The 13,440-nt window shown below is 64.5% G+C and carries 14 protein-coding genes; 9 read left to right on the top strand and 5 right to left on the bottom strand.

What is annotated here, in order from left to right; all coding sequences use genetic code 11:
• Window positions 1–2 precede the first annotated feature (2 nt).
• Window positions 3–638, bottom strand: coding sequence for a DUF1326 domain-containing protein (locus CAER_RS0110265; RefSeq protein WP_027235270.1), 636 nt, complete (start codon window positions 636–638; stop codon window positions 3–5).
• Window positions 639–809: 171 nt separating this feature from the next.
• On the opposite strand from CAER_RS0110265, the gene pheS reads away from it, so the two are divergent.
• The 4 genes from pheS to pheT all read left to right on the top strand — a co-directional run bounded on the left by pheS (window position 810) and on the right by pheT (window position 6,007).
• A complete protein-coding gene (pheS, locus tag CAER_RS0110260) occupies window positions 810–1,883 on the top strand; it encodes a phenylalanine--tRNA ligase subunit alpha (RefSeq protein ID WP_027235269.1) in 1,074 nt (357 codons plus the stop codon).
• Window positions 1,880–2,272 carry a DUF2513 domain-containing protein gene (locus tag CAER_RS29245; protein WP_154667763.1) on the top strand — a complete coding sequence of 131 codons (393 nt, stop codon included), beginning with the start codon at window positions 1,880–1,882 and terminating at the stop codon, window positions 2,270–2,272. Before pheS ends, CAER_RS29245 begins: the two co-directional genes overlap by 4 nt.
• Before the next feature lie 435 nt (window positions 2,273–2,707).
• Entirely contained in the window at window positions 2,708–3,523 is an 816-nt protein-coding gene (locus CAER_RS0110250) for a CE1 family esterase (protein WP_027235268.1), read from the top strand.
• 87 nt (window positions 3,524–3,610) lie between these two features.
• A complete protein-coding gene (gene pheT / locus CAER_RS0110245; RefSeq protein ID WP_027235267.1) occupies window positions 3,611–6,007 on the top strand; it encodes a phenylalanine--tRNA ligase subunit beta in 2,397 nt (798 codons plus the stop codon).
• An 88-nt stretch (window positions 6,008–6,095) separates the two neighbouring features.
• Here pheT and CAER_RS0110240 read toward each other — a convergent pair whose 3' ends face one another.
• The gene (locus tag CAER_RS0110240) at window positions 6,096–6,974 is read right to left on the bottom strand and encodes a LysR family transcriptional regulator (RefSeq protein ID WP_027235266.1); all 879 of its coding nucleotides are present in this window, start codon (window positions 6,972–6,974) and stop codon (window positions 6,096–6,098) included.
• Window positions 6,975–7,061: 87 nt separating this feature from the next.
• Between CAER_RS0110240 and CAER_RS0110235 the strand changes: the two genes are divergently transcribed.
• The 5 genes from CAER_RS0110235 to CAER_RS0110215 all read left to right on the top strand — a co-directional run bounded on the left by CAER_RS0110235 (window position 7,062) and on the right by CAER_RS0110215 (window position 10,155).
• On the top strand, window positions 7,062–7,697 hold the full coding sequence (locus CAER_RS0110235; protein ID WP_027235265.1) for a class I SAM-dependent methyltransferase: 636 nt from the start codon (window positions 7,062–7,064) through the stop codon (window positions 7,695–7,697).
• A gap of 48 nt (window positions 7,698–7,745) precedes the next feature.
• Window positions 7,746–8,408, top strand: coding sequence for a phosphoribosyltransferase (locus tag CAER_RS0110230; protein ID WP_027235264.1), 663 nt, complete (start codon window positions 7,746–7,748; stop codon window positions 8,406–8,408).
• A complete protein-coding gene (locus CAER_RS0110225) occupies window positions 8,399–8,848 on the top strand; it encodes a YtoQ family protein (RefSeq protein WP_027235263.1) in 450 nt (149 codons plus the stop codon). Before CAER_RS0110230 ends, CAER_RS0110225 begins: the two co-directional genes overlap by 10 nt.
• Window positions 8,845–9,375 (top strand): GNAT family N-acetyltransferase, encoded by a 531-nt coding sequence (locus CAER_RS0110220; protein WP_027235262.1) that lies wholly within the window; start codon window positions 8,845–8,847, stop codon window positions 9,373–9,375. The genes CAER_RS0110225 and CAER_RS0110220 overlap by 4 nt, the downstream gene beginning before the upstream one ends.
• A 243-nt stretch (window positions 9,376–9,618) precedes the next feature.
• Window positions 9,619–10,155: a hypothetical protein gene (locus tag CAER_RS0110215; RefSeq protein ID WP_027235261.1), complete on the top strand. Its 537-nt coding sequence runs from the start codon at window positions 9,619–9,621 to the stop codon at window positions 10,153–10,155.
• A 96-nt stretch (window positions 10,156–10,251) separates the two neighbouring features.
• On the opposite strand, the gene CAER_RS0110210 is transcribed toward CAER_RS0110215, so the two are convergent.
• The 3 genes from CAER_RS0110210 to CAER_RS0110195 all read right to left on the bottom strand — a co-directional run bounded on the left by CAER_RS0110210 (window position 10,252) and on the right by CAER_RS0110195 (window position 13,303).
• Window positions 10,252–11,058: a mechanosensitive ion channel family protein gene (locus CAER_RS0110210; protein ID WP_027235260.1), complete on the bottom strand. Its 807-nt coding sequence runs from the start codon at window positions 11,056–11,058 to the stop codon at window positions 10,252–10,254.
• A gap of 202 nt (window positions 11,059–11,260) precedes the next feature.
• On the bottom strand, window positions 11,261–12,166 hold the full coding sequence (locus CAER_RS29715) for a calcium-binding protein (RefSeq protein ID WP_154667762.1): 906 nt from the start codon (window positions 12,164–12,166) through the stop codon (window positions 11,261–11,263).
• 252 nt (window positions 12,167–12,418) lie between these two features.
• Window positions 12,419–13,303 carry a hypothetical protein gene (locus CAER_RS0110195; protein ID WP_027235259.1) on the bottom strand — a complete coding sequence of 295 codons (885 nt, stop codon included), beginning with the start codon at window positions 13,301–13,303 and terminating at the stop codon, window positions 12,419–12,421.
• Between the last annotated feature and the right edge of the window lie 137 nt (window positions 13,304–13,440).

The raw sequence follows: 13,440 nt of genomic DNA, 5'->3' as shown, positions 1-13,440 counted from the left end.
CCTCAGGCGGCAATCCCGTGCGGGCCGTGGCGGATGACGGCCCATTGGCCATAGCTGTCGTCCAGGTCCAGCTTGATCGCTGCGTTGGATGTGGTGGAGGCGCTGCCTATTTCCGCAAGCGTGAATTCGATACCGCCGGGGATATCAATGCGGACCCGGTGCGGGCCGCCGCCGTGCGGGGCCTGGATCGGGCGGCCGGTGGAGGTGACCAGCCCGTCGATATCCAGCCTGGCGGTGCGGTTTTCAATGTCCACCTCGTAGTCGATCCGCTTGATCAGCGTCTCGTGCACGGTGTCGCACATGGCGCGGAACACCCACCAGTGGGTGGCTTCCTCATCCGTTTCACCGCCCAGAAGCACGGTTTCCAGCGCCGCGCGCTGGGCGTCAGAGGCGCGGTCGTCGATGATCGTCTGCAATGCGCCCTTGCCCTCGTAGATCGGGCCGGGCCAGGCATAAAGCAACGCGCAGTGGGCGCCGGTCAGGTCGGTCCCGCCAAAATGCCCCTTGTCGATATGCAGCACCTCGAACCCGGTGCAATTGCCGTGGGTGGGCAGATCTTCGAACTGGCAGGGGCAGCCGTAGTTGCAGTTGCAGTTCCCGAAGCTGCGGCCCTCGATATACCAATCCACATGTGCCATGGCTGTGCCCTCCGCTGCTGCTGAAAAGATTTGCCTGAGTGTATCACAAAACGGGCAGGGTTTCAGGCGCGGCCGCGCCGCGGCGACACACCCGCCGGGCTTCCGCCGCCGCCCTCTTGCTTTCGCGCGCCCTTGTGGTAGCAGGGCATCAGCAGAATTCGAGGGGCCGTGATGGACGATCTTAAAGCCAAATACCTGGGTCAGATTGCAGAGGCCGCCGACGAGGCGGCGCTGGAGGCGATCCGCCTTGCCGCGGTCGGCAAGAAGGGCGAAGTGGCGCTGAAGATGCGCGAGCTGGGCAAGATGACCCCCGAGGAACGCCAGGTGGCGGGCCCGGCGCTGAACGCGCTGAAGGATGAGATCAACTCGGCGCTGGCAGCCAAGAAGGCGGGGCTGGAAGATGCCGCGCTGGATGAGCGTCTGCGCACTGAATGGCTGGACGTGACCCTGCCGTCGCGCCCCTCTCGCCAAGGCAGCCTGCATCCGATCAGCCAGGTGCAGGAAGAGATCACCGCGATCTTTGCCGAACTGGGCTTCTCCGTCGCTGAGGGGCCGCGGATTGACACCGACTGGTACAACTTCGATGCGCTGAACATTCCGGGCCACCACCCGGCGCGCGCCGAGATGGACACGTTCTACATGCACCGTGCGGAAGGCGACAACCGTCCGCCGCATGTGCTGCGCACCCATACATCGCCGGTGCAGATCCGCTCGATGGAAAAGATGGGCGCGCCCCTGCGCATCATCTGCCCGGGCGGCGTTTACCGCGCCGACTATGACCAGACACACACGCCGATGTTCCACCAGGTCGAAGGCCTGGCGCTGGACAAGGACATCTCGATGGCGAACCTCAAGTGGGTGCTGGAGGAATTCGTCAAATCCTTCTTCGAGGTGGACGACGTCGAGCTGCGCTTCCGCGCCTCGCACTTCCCCTTCACCGAGCCGTCGGCAGAGGTCGACATCCGCTGCTCCTGGGAGGGTGGTGCGCTGAAGATCGGCGAGGGCGACGACTGGATGGAGATCCTCGGCTCCGGCATGGTGCACCCCAAGGTGATCGCGGCGGGCGGCATCGACCCGGAGATCTATCAGGGCTTTGCCTTCGGCATTGGCATCGACCGCCTGGCGATGCTGAAATACGGCATCCCGGACCTGCGCGCCTTCTTCGACAGCGACCTGCGCTGGCTGCGCCACTATGGCTTCCAGAGCCTCGATATGCCGGCGCTGCATGGCGGTTTGAGCAGGTGAAACGCGACTTCGACCGCATTCGGGAACTGCTGATCATATTGTCAGAGCTCCCGGGCGGTCGGTTTAAACCAACAGGCGGATACCCTGCTGGAGCACAAAAAGGCGCTGATTGGTCAGAGCATGATCACTACCAAATTTCGCTAATGTGGGAGGCGGGGCTACTTCGGAATGCGACGTTAGCTGACGAGGACGATCCTCCGGGCGAATTTCTCACCATCAGTTGGGCGGGTCATGATTATCTGGACGCGATACGCGACGAAAATGTTTGGCAAAAAACCAAAGATGGCGCCGCTCAAATGGGGGGAGCGACCCTCACTTTGATGAAAGACTTGGCTATAGCGTTCTTAAAGAAAGAGGCTGCCGAAAAGTTGGGTCTAGAGCTCGGTTAAATCGGATACTTCAAGATGAGATACCGCTGAGCGAAGCTTGCATCGCGCACTACCCCCACACACAGGGCAGGGTCGATGCTCTGTGATTTGTCGCAACGGGTACCTCTAGACTGGAATATTCCTGCCATTGGATGCCCCCCAGCGCAGGACCAAGGCCGCAGGCCGCCGCGCCATCGCTTGCCTTTCGGCGATTGCTTGCCATCGCCTGTCGGCAGTGCATTGCTGAGCAATGCTCGAGAGACCGCCCGCACGGGCAGGCGATTTGGTGACGCAGGCGCTCCAGTTAGACGTCCTGCGGAGTTGGCCGGCATAAACTGCCAGACACCACCGTCGGATCGCCTCCCCGCGGCCAGGCGATGGCGCGGCTTAAACGTTCAAAGTCATCCCACAAAGTTGTGACGTGACAGCTGCCGCTCCGCGGCTACGCTCGCACATATGATCCAGGCCGTTCTAGCCTTCACCGCCGCCCTGCTGTGGGCCACTGCCGCTGCCGCCATGGGGCCGCCGAAAACGGCTGAGTGCCTTGGCGCAACGCCCTGTGTGCTGGGGGACCGCTCCTATCACGTGATGGAGCCGGAGGGCTGGGACGGGGTCTCGCCGCTGCCGGTGCTGCTGCATTTTCACGGCTGGGCGCGGACCGGGGTGCATGCACAGAACAGCGACCGGGTTGGGGCATCGGCCAAACGCCGGGGTGTCTTGCTGGTGACACCGAACGGACGGTGCAAGACCTGGGATTTCTGGTCGGCTGACACAGAGGATGCCGCCTTTGCCGACCGGGTGCTGGAGGACGTCGCCAAGCGCTATCCCGTTGATCCCGAGCGCATATACGTTTCAGGCTACTCCTACGGCTCTGCCATGGCCTGGCGCTATGTCTGCCACAGCGGCAATGATGTGGCCGCATTGATGGCGGTGGCCGGGACCCTCCGGCAGAGCGAGGACTGCCCTGAAGCCCCGCGCGAGGTGCGCCACGTGCACGGGCTGAAGGACAGGGTGATGGATTTTCCCTATGGCCCCGGCGGCGAGCGGACCTATCCGGTGGCGCTGTGGCGGGCGCGGCTGGGCTGCGGCGCAGCGCGGGTGCTGGGGCAGTGGCAGGCGGTGGAGTGGCTGAAGCTGGAGCGCACCGTGTGGGCGGGCTGCGCGCAAGGCCAGGTCGTGCTGGACACCCACCCCGGCGGCCATTTCATCCCGCACGGCTGGATCGGGCGGCAATTGGATGAGCTTTTGAACCTCACTCCCAGCTATCCTTGAGGGCATCTGCGCTGCGCCCTTGAACCTTGGCGCATTCTTTGCCATTGCCTCTGGCAAACTGCATGTCTGCCAAGGGGTCCCCGACCGATGAAATTCACGCTTTCCTGGCTGAAAGACCACCTCGACACCGATGCTTCGGTGGCGGAGATCACCGACGCCCTGACCGACCTGGGCCTTGAAGTCGAAGGGGTCGTCAACCCGGCCGATGCGCTGAAGGATTTCAAGCTTGGCTATGTGACGCACGCCGAGAAACACCCTGATGCCGACAAGCTGCGGGTCTGCAAGGTGGACACCGACGAGGGCGAGCTGCAGATCATCTGCGGCGCGCCGAACGCGCGCGAAGGCATCACCGTGGTGGTTTGCAAGCCGGGCATGTATGTCCCGGGCCTGGATATCACCATCGGCGTCGGCAAGATCCGCGGCATCGAGAGCTTTGGCATGATGGCCTCCGAGCGCGAGCTGGAGCTGTCGGAAGAGCATGACGGCATCATCGAACTGCCCTCCGGCAAGGTTGGCGACAGCTTCGTGGACTGGCTGGCGGAAAACGATCCGGCCAAGGTCGACCCGGTCATCGAGATCGCGATCACCCCGAACCGTCCCGATGCGCTGGGAGTTTACGGCATTGCCCGCGACCTGGCGGCGCGGGGTCTGGGCACCCTGAAGACGCGCGCGTTTGAGGCGGTGCCCGGGGATTTCGCGAGCCCCATCAAGGTGACCATTGACGAGGACACCCTGGACGGCTGCCCGCTGTTCGCCGGCCGCCTGATCAAGGGCGTGAAGAACGGCCCCAGCCCGCAGTGGCTGCAGGACCGGCTGACGGCGATCGGCCTGCGCCCGATCTCGGCGCTGGTGGATGTGACAAACTTCTTCACCTTCGACCAGAACCGCCCGCTGCATGTGTTCGATGCGGCCAAGGTATCCGGTGACCTGCGGGTGCACCGCGCCCAGGGCGGCGAGACGCTGGTGGCGCTGGATGAGAAGGAATACACCCTGGGTGCGGGCCATATGGTGATCTCCGACGAAAAAGGCGTGGAGAGCATCGGCGGCATCATGGGCGGCGAGGAAACCGGCTGCACCGAGGAAACCATGGATGTGTTCCTGGAGAGCGCGTTCTGGGATCATGTGCAGATCGCCATGGCGGGCCGGGCGCTCAAGATCAACTCCGACGCGCGCTACCGGTTCGAGCGCGGGGTGGATCCGGAATACACCATCGAGGGCCTGCACCGGGCGACCCAGATGATCCTGGACATCTGCGGCGGCGAGCCGTCGGAGGTGGTGATTGCGGGCGACGTGCCGGATCATTCGCGCGCTTACAAGCTGGACAGCGGCCGGGTGCAGTCGCTGGTGGGCATGGAAATCCCGGAAAGCGACCAGCGCCAGACCCTGACCCGCCTGGGCTTCCGCCTGGAGGGCAACATGGCGCATGTGCCCAGCTGGCGCCCGGATGTGCAGGGCGAGGCCGACCTGGTCGAGGAGGTCGCGCGCATTGCCTCGCTGACCAAGCTGCAGGGCAAGCCGCTGCCGCGGCTGACCGACGGCATCCCGAAGCCGGTGATGACGCCGCAGCAGCGCCGCCAGCAGATGGCGCGCCGCACCTGCGCCAGCCTCGGCTACAATGAAATCGTCAGCTACAGCTTTATCGACAAGGCCTCGGCCGCGCTGTTCGGCGGCGGGGATGATGCCACGATGCTGGCCAACCCGATCTCCTCGGAGATGTCGCACATGCGCCCGGATCTGCTGGCAGGGCTCTTGCAGGCCGCGGCCCGCAACCAGGCGCGCGGTTATATGGACCTGGCGCTGTTTGAGGCGGGCCCTGCCTTCACCGGCGGCGAGCCGGGCGAGCAGGTGACCCAGATCGCGGGCCTGCTGGTGGGCCGCACCGGGCCCAAGGACGTGCATGGCGCCTCGCGCGCGGTGGATCTCTACGACGCCAAGGCGGACGCCGAGGCGGTGCTGGCCGCCATCGGTGCGCCGGCCAAGGTGCAGATCCTGCGCGGCGGCGCCAGCTGGTGGCACCCGGGCCGTCATGGCCGCATCTGCCTGGGTCCGAAAAAGACCCTGGGCGTCTTTGGCGAACTGCATCCGAAGGTTGTGAAGCAGATGGGGATCAAGGGCGCTGCCGTGGCCTTCACCATCTTCCCGGATGAGGTGCCGCTGCCGCGCAAATCCGGTGCAACCCGGCCGGCGCTCGCGATCAGCGACCTGCAGGCGGTGGAGCGGGACTTTGCCTTTGTGGTCGATGCGGACGTCGAGGCGCTGACCCTGGTCAATGCCGCCGCCGGTGCCGACAAGGCGCTGATCGAGGATGTGCGCGTCTTTGACGAGTTCATCGGCGGCTCCCTGGGCGAGGGCAAGAAGTCGCTGGCGATCACCGTGCGGCTGCAGCCCAGTGACAAGACGCTGAAGGAGAAGGACATCGAGGCGGTGAGCGACAAGATCATCGCCAAGGTGACCAAGGCAACCGGTGGCACCCTGCGGGGGTGAGCCGGGACCAAGGCTTTTTTGAAAAGCCTTGGTAAAAGTTTTGAGGAAAGCTTTTGGGCGGCGCACCTGACGGGCGCCGCCTTTTCTGTCACCTGGCGGCAAAGAACTCCGCCAGCAGGTCAAAAACCAGGCGGATACGGCGGCTGGTGTGCAGCTCGCGGTGGGTGGTCAGCCAGACCGGAAAGGTGAGCGGCTCCATCCCCGGCAGCAGCCGCTCCACCCCCGGCGTGACGGCGGCCACATCGTCCATCATCGGGCACACGCCGAAGCCCTGTTTCACCAGCTCCCAGGAGGCCAGGCCGCTGGTGGATCTGATGCGGAAGTTGTCCGCTGTCAGATGGATGCCCAGCGGCGCCATGAAGGCGATTGATCGGTCCACGTCGGCAAAGCCTACGAAGTCATGAGCCGCCAGATCCGCCGGCAAGGCGGGCCGCCCGCGCCGCTCCAGATAGCTGGGGGCGGCATAGAAACGGGCGGTGGCCTCCTGCACCAGGCGGGCTATCAGCTCGGGCTGCTCGGGGCGGACGTGGCGGATGGCGATATCGGCCTCGCGCCGCATCAGGTCGCGGATGTCATTGGCTGCCACCACGTCAATCGTCAGGCGCGGCGCCCGCTGGCGCAGCTGGTGCAGCACCGGCGGCAGCACATGCGCCGACATCACATCCGAGGCGGTGATCCGCACCGTGCCCTCGATGGACTGCGCCTGGCCGGTGGCGGCCAGCCGCAGCCCGTTGGCGGCCTCGCCCATCTTGCGGCTGTGAGTCAGCAGCTCGTGCCCCGCTTCGGTCAGGGCCAGCGCGCGGCCCACACGTTCAAACAGCAGCACGCCCAGTTCCGCCTCCAGCGCCGCCACCTGGCGCGACAGCGTCGGCTGGGTCAGGCCGAGCTTGCGCGCGGCTGCGGACAGCGATCCGGTCTCGGCGGTGGCCAGAAAGGCGCGGATATGGTTCCAGTCGGGGTTTTCCATGCAAATATGTATAACAACCTTGCGGATTTCGGCAATTTATCTGTGGTTCCTGCATGGATAGGCTCAAGTCCAGCAAGGAGAGCCGCCATGACAGCCGACGCCCGCTTTTGGAACAGGATTGCCCCGAAATACGCCGAGTCGCCGATCCGCGACCTGGACGCCTACCGCTACACGCTGGAACGGACCCGGTCTTACCTTAGAGACAGCGACAGGGTGCTGGAGCTGGGCTGCGGCACCGGCTCCACCGCGATTGCGCTGGCGCCAAACGCGGGTGAAATCATTGCCACCGACCTGTCGGAGGAGATGCTGAAGGTGGGGCGGGAGAGGGCCTGGAATGCGGCGGCTGCCAATGTGGATTTCCGCTGCTGCGATGTGCAGAGCGCGCCGGACGGCCCGGTTGATGCAGTGATGGCCTTCAACCTGCTGCATCTGCTGCCGGATTTGGAGGCGGCGCTGGCCTCGATTGCCGCCAAGCTGCCCGAGGGCGGGCTGTTTATTTCCAAGACACCCTGCCTGGGCGAGGCGCGGGGATCCTGGAAATATTGGCTGTATACCGTGGCCATCCCGCTGATGCGGCTGGCGGGCAAGGCGCCCAGCTATGTGGATTTCCTGGATATCCGCACGCTGGAGGCTGCGGTGCAGCGCGCAGGCTTCGAAATCATCGAGACCGGCAACTACCCGGCGGACACGCCCGGGCGCTATCTGGTGGCCCGGCGCTGCTGAGGCGTTGCCTTTTACCCCGCCGCGCTAGGTTACGGGGTGGAGGCCCTTATGTTCGAGGACCGGATTTCTGCCGGGCTTCAGCTGGCCGAGGAACTGGCTGAACTGCCGATGACAGACCCTGTCGTGCTGGCGCTGCCGCGGGGCGGGGTTCCTGTGGCGCTGCCCATTGCGCAGAAGCTGAACGCGCCGCTGGACCTGATCCTGATCCGCAAGATCGGCATGCCCTCCAACCCGGAGCTGGCGGCGGGTGCGCTGGCCGAGGGCAGCAATCCCATATTCAACGGCGCCCTGCTGCAGGCCACCGGCATGAAGCCGGAGGATTTCGCGTCGCAGGTTGCCGGGGCGCGGGAGGAAAATGCCGCCCGCCGCGCCGGCTATTTGCAAGGGCGCCCGCCGGTGGAGCTGGAAGGCCGCACAGCCATCGTGGTGGATGACGGCATCGCGACCGGCGCGACCTTTATGGCGGCGCATTTCTGGCTTAAGGAGCGCAAGCCGGCAGAGGTGATCCTGGCGGTGCCGGTGGCGCCGCCGGAAGCAGTGGACGAACTGCGCCCGCTGGTAGATACTCTGGTCTGCCTGCTGAGCCCCAGGGAATTCTGGGCGGTCGGCGCGCATTACAGGGATTTTGCACAGACCAGCGATGATGAGGTCACGGCTGCCTTGGCCGCTGCCCCGCAGGCTGGCGCAGGAAAGGACAAGACGTGGCATTGAAGGTATATCTCTCGGGTGAGATTCACACCGATTGGCGGGAGCAGATTATTGAAGGCGCAGAGGGGCTGGAGGTGAGCTTCAGCGCGCCGGTTACCGATCACGGCGCCAGCGACGATTGCGGCGTGGCTATTCTCGGCGCCGAGGAGAACAAGTACTGGCACGACCACAAGGGCGCGATGGTCAATGCGATCCGCACCCGCAAGGGGATCTCGGACGCTGATGTGGTCGTCGTGCGCTTTGGCGACAAATACAAGCAGTGGAATGCGGCCTTTGACGCGGGCTATGCCGCCGCGTTGGGCAAGTCGGTTATCGTGCTGAGCCCGCCGGAGCATCAGCACGCGCTGAAAGAGGTCCACGCAGCCGCGCTGGCAGTGGCAGAGGAGCCGCGCCAGGTTGTGGAGATCCTGCGCTATGTTCTGACTGGCAAGCTGCCTGGATGACCTGTCCGGTTCTGGAGACGGAGCGGCTGATCCTGCGCCCGCATAGGGTGCAGGATTTTGCAGCTGTGGCGGCGCTCTGGGCAGAGCCGGAGGTGGTGCGGTTCATCTCCGGCCAGCCTTCGACGCTGCAGGACAGCTGGACCCGGCTGCTGCGCTATATCGGCCATTGGCAGGCGCTGGGCTATGGCTATTGGGCGGTGACCCTGCGCGGCAGCGGCAAATTCATCGGCGAGGTGGGGTTTGCCGATTACCGGCGCGCGATGGAGCCGCCGCTGGTTGGCATTCCCGAAGCGGGCTGGGTGCTGGCGCCCGACATGCACGGCCGGGGGCTGGCAACCGAAGCGGTGCGCCGTATCCATCAGTGGGCGGCGGAGGCCACGGATTGGGCGGAGACCGCCTGTCTCCTTGACCCCTCTCACGCGGCGTCTCAGAAGGTGGCGCGCAAGCTGGGATACGCGCCTGCAGGCGAAGCGGTGTACAAGGGCGCCCCGGCGCTGGTCATGAAACGGGTGGTAGCGCGCGGCTGAGACGGGTTTCTCCCGTCCCTGAAGGCGCTTCCGGGGAAGCGCCATGCAGCGTTGGGCGTGGCGCCGCGCCTTGCGCGGCGCGGCGGTGCCCCGCTCGCTCGGTCGCCGCTGATTTTTGCGCCGGTTTTTCCTTTTTGCGGTCATTCAACGCTTCGTTAAGCGCCGCGGCCTAGGGTGCCGGAAAAGAAACCATACAGTAGACAGGGCAGCTGCTCGCTTCTGCGGGCGATGCCGGGACATGCCATGAAGAACCGCCGCAGGCCTCCCTCGCACATCACCCCGCAGATTGAGGACGCGGGCCTGTTCAAGCGCGAAGTGCGCGATGTTCCGGTGGAGCTGGTGCCGGTGTTCAGCCGCAACAACCGCCGGGATCTGGTGGTGAAGGGGGTCGTCCGGCCGGGGACCGAGATTGAGGTGGTTTTTGCCGGGCGCCGGATGCGCGAAGCGGCAGCCCTGGTGGAGCGGATGAAGAAATTGCGGGCGCAGGGGGTGCGCGCGGCAATGACCGGGCACGAGGCGATGACCCGGATCCAGCAGTTGCGGCTGCCGGTCCAGGTGCGGGGCACGTGGCGGCTGCGGTTTGAACCTGATGCTTCCGGCTGGGAGGTCAAAAGCTACCAGCTGCTGGCCGCGCAGTGGGCCTTTACCGATCTGGACGGGAGCACGGTGGTCTGCGGCTGGCCGCCCGAACCACCGCAGGACAGCCGGCTGGAGCGGGCCCGTGCGGCGCGGGCGCGCCAGGCCGCCGCCTGTGCCGCCACGGCCGCCCGCTCGCGCTGAGCCGGTTGCTGCCGAACCGCAAGACGCCCCGCCGCAGGCGGGGCGCCGGGCCCAACGGGATGAGGCCCGCAGGGGCCGAAGACGGGCGGGAGGGCCTCAGCCTTCTTTTTTGACTTCCACCGTATGCGGGTAGGGGATCGAGATGCCCTTGGCGTCGAACGCCTCTTTCACACCCTGCATCAGGGCAAATTTCAGCTCCCAGTAATCCTCGGCCTTGCACCAGAGCCGTGCGGTCAGATCGACGGAGCTGTCGCCCAGATTGGTGACCCGGACCCAAGGGGCAGGGTCCTGCAGCACCCGGGGGTCGGCATTCGCCTGCTCCAGGATGATTGCCTTGGCCTCTTCGGCGCTGTCGCCATAGTCGATGCCGAACACAAGGTCGGCGCGGCGGGTGGGGTGGTGCGAGAAGTTGGTGATGATCGCGCCCCAGGCCTGGCCGTTGGGCACGATGATCTGCACGTTGTCCGGCGTCGCCAGTTCGGTCACAAAGAGGTTCAGGTCCTTCACAGTGCCCGAGGTGCCGCCGATATCGACAAACTGGCCGATCTTGTAGGGGCGGAACAGGATCAGCATGAACCCCGCGGCCAGATCGCTGAGCGTGCCCTGCAGTGCCAGGCCGATCGCCAGGGTGGCAGCACCCAGCATGGCGACCAGGCTGGTGGCCTCGATCCCGAAGATGTTGAGGACGGCGACCAGCACCACCAGGAGCAGCACCCAGCGTACTGTGCTGGCGGCAAAATTGCCCAGTGTCGGGTCGATCTGCGGCGTGCTGTTGATCCGCCGCCGCACCACGCTGCTGATCCAGCCGGTGGCAATCCAGCCGAGGATCAGCACCACCAGCGCCTTGGCGCCACTTACCAGCAGAGGCCAATAGGCGCCTGCTTGTTCCATCATCTGTTCCATGTCCGCTGTCCCTCCGCGCTGTCATTCGTTGCGCCGGACTGTCGTGGAACAGCCGGGCTGTGGCAATAGGGCGCAGCGGGGAAAGTTCGGGCGGCGAAGGCTCAACCTGTGCGGGCGGATTGGGGCCGCCGCAAGCCAGTTCCGGCATGTGCTGTGGACCGCAAGCAGGAGCTGCTGGCTGGGCAGCAGCTCCTGCTTGCCGTTAGAACAGGAACAGATCGGCGGTAACGTCCTCTGCATCGAAACCGCTGAGGGTGATGGAAACATTGGCAAAACTGACTTCGGCGCCGCTGTCCGTTTGCGAAACCGTAAGATCGGAGAAACCGGAGGCGCCGCGTTTGATCCGGATCAGGTCCTCGCCGGTGTCGAAATTCAGGATCGTGTCAGAGCCGTCTCCGCGCTTGAAGACGAAGAGGTCAGCGCCATCGCCGCCATCCAGGGTGTCGTTGCCCTTGTTGCCATACAGGACGTCTTTACCGTCACCGCCGTGCAGGCTGTCGTTGCCGTTGCCGCCCAGAAGCTTGTCCGCGCCGGATCCGCCCTCGATGGTATCCTTGCCGCCGCGGCCTTTAAGAACATCTTTGCCGATGCCGCCGGAAATGGAATCGGCGCCCGCTCCGGCGGAGACAGTATCCGCCCCGCGTCCGGAATCGATAGTTTCGCTGCCGTCCAGCTTGTAGTACTGACCGGGCCGGATGTTATCGTCTTCGTTAGAACCGCTGATGGTCCAGTCTTCACCGTTCACGAAAGATACAAACTGGTCGAGATCGAACCGGCCCGTGGCCGTGGTGGCGGTGCGGCTGGTCAGGTCGAATAGGCCGTCCGCGCTGACATCGACGCCGTCCAGCACCAGTTTATCGATGGTATGAAACGACGGGGTCAGGGAAATCTCAGCATATTCAAATTCGGTGATGCTGCCGGTGATGAAATAGCTGCCTGAGCCGGGTACCCGCAGGTCGTCGCCGAAAAGGCTCACAGAATAGGGGTAGTTGTAGATCAGCAGGAAGGTGCCGGTGTCGTATTTGTTGCTCAGCTGCGCACCGTTGAAAGTTGCAACAAGCCCGGCCATCTGAGTTTGCAGAGACCCGGTCACAGTCATTGTCGGCATGAACTCAACCCTTGATAAGTTTCACAGTCGTTAAAAGTGCTGGCAAGGAGGGGCTACACTAAGGGTTGCGGCGATTTCAAGGATCAGCCGTATCGCTTGTCCCTCGCTTTCCGTCAGGTCAAGCCTCTGGAGATCCGCGGGCGGCTGAGATGCCCGCATCGGGAACAGAAAAGCCCCGCCGGTCCGGCGGGGCTTTTCCGGTGCGGCTGGGGATGCCCCGCCAGAACACACAAGCGACAGGCGGGGCGCTGGTTAGACCAGGTCGAATTCGTCCGCGCCCATTTCCTCAGCAGTTTCCGGCTCCGGCATGGCATAATCGTCCAGGCTCAGCGCTGCCATCAGGTCCTCTCCGGACAGATCCTCTGTGCCGCTGAGAGCATCATCATAGGCCGCCAGCAGCGCATCGGCGTCCGCGAAACCGCCCTCCGGTGCTGCAATGCGGAACAGCTCCTCCTGGGTGCCGTCCTCGCCAGGGCCGTAAAAGACCACGCTCTCCACTGCGGCCAGAGCGCCGCCAATCTCATCCGACAGGTAGTAAGACAGGTAGTTTTCAAAGGTGGGCTCGGTTCCCTCGGGAAGCGCAGGCACGCTGTAGGGGTTCGGATCGGGTTCTTCGTCCAGAATGTAGGTGCCCCCCAGCGGGTCGCCGGTTTCGGAAAACACCTCCCCGAAGAAAACCTTGCCATAGACGGGATCTTCCGGCTCCACCGGCTCCTCAGGATCGCTGCTGACGGCCTTGATGGAACCTGCGTCGGTGGTAGTGGATGTGGCGCGGATGCCGAAGACGTCGATTTCATCCAGGTCTTCGATATCCAGGGCAACCGTCATCGTATCGCCGGCCTGCAAGTAGGTTTCCTTGGTTTCCCCCTCCGGGCCAAGGCCGGGGCTGCTGAGTTCAGTGGCCTCGTCCCATTGCACCTTTTCGCCGTCCAGCCTGGCGCCGTTCATGTTCAGCGGGCCGCCCAGGGACACGCTGGAGCCGGAAAAGTCATCATCGCCGAAATAGACCGCGTTCACGTCCATGGCGCCGTCATCGACCGTAATATCGGCAAAGAACTCGCCGTTTTCCTCGTAAACGGTGACGGTGTAGGAGAGGCCCTCTACCGCGTAGGTAAATACCTTGGAGCTGTCAGGCATAGGGGTGGTTTCCCTTGTGGCCGGAAATGGCTGAGCGGCCTTGCCCTGCCGGCCGTTACTGTTCAGACATGCCGCATTTTCACAAATTCGCCTTATTTTTAACAAAATTGCCCGGGGCTAAAAACCACTCAGCCGGG

Source organism: Leisingera caerulea DSM 24564 (genome assembly GCF_000473325.1).
Lineage (GTDB): Bacteria > Pseudomonadota > Alphaproteobacteria > Rhodobacterales > Rhodobacteraceae > Leisingera > Leisingera caerulea.
Note: the sequence above shows the minus strand (reverse complement) of the source record. Positions and strands in the feature narration are given on the sequence as shown.

Excerpts from the sequence above, each read along its gene's own strand:
- pheS (WP_027235269.1), top strand. The coding sequence starts at position 810 with ATGGACGATCTTAAAGCCAAATACCTGGGTCAGATTGCAGAGGCCGCC.
- pheT (WP_027235267.1), top strand. The coding sequence starts at position 3,611 with ATGAAATTCACGCTTTCCTGGCTGAAAGACCACCTCGACACCGATGCT.
- CAER_RS0110235 (WP_027235265.1), top strand. The coding sequence starts at position 7,062 with ATGACAGCCGACGCCCGCTTTTGGAACAGGATTGCCCCGAAATACGCC.
- CAER_RS29715 (WP_154667762.1), bottom strand. The coding sequence starts at position 12,166 with ATGCCGACAATGACTGTGACCGGGTCTCTGCAAACTCAGATGGCCGGG.
- CAER_RS0110195 (WP_027235259.1), bottom strand. The coding sequence starts at position 13,303 with ATGCCTGACAGCTCCAAGGTATTTACCTACGCGGTAGAGGGCCTCTCC.
- CAER_RS0110220 (WP_027235262.1), top strand. The coding sequence starts at position 8,845 with ATGACCTGTCCGGTTCTGGAGACGGAGCGGCTGATCCTGCGCCCGCAT.
- CAER_RS0110265 (WP_027235270.1), bottom strand. The coding sequence starts at position 638 with ATGGCACATGTGGATTGGTATATCGAGGGCCGCAGCTTCGGGAACTGC.
- CAER_RS0110230 (WP_027235264.1), top strand. The coding sequence starts at position 7,746 with ATGTTCGAGGACCGGATTTCTGCCGGGCTTCAGCTGGCCGAGGAACTG.
- CAER_RS0110210 (WP_027235260.1), bottom strand. The coding sequence starts at position 11,058 with ATGGAACAGATGATGGAACAAGCAGGCGCCTATTGGCCTCTGCTGGTA.
- CAER_RS0110240 (WP_027235266.1), bottom strand. The coding sequence starts at position 6,974 with ATGGAAAACCCCGACTGGAACCATATCCGCGCCTTTCTGGCCACCGCC.
- CAER_RS0110250 (WP_027235268.1), top strand. The coding sequence starts at position 2,708 with ATGATCCAGGCCGTTCTAGCCTTCACCGCCGCCCTGCTGTGGGCCACT.
- CAER_RS0110215 (WP_027235261.1), top strand. The coding sequence starts at position 9,619 with ATGAAGAACCGCCGCAGGCCTCCCTCGCACATCACCCCGCAGATTGAG.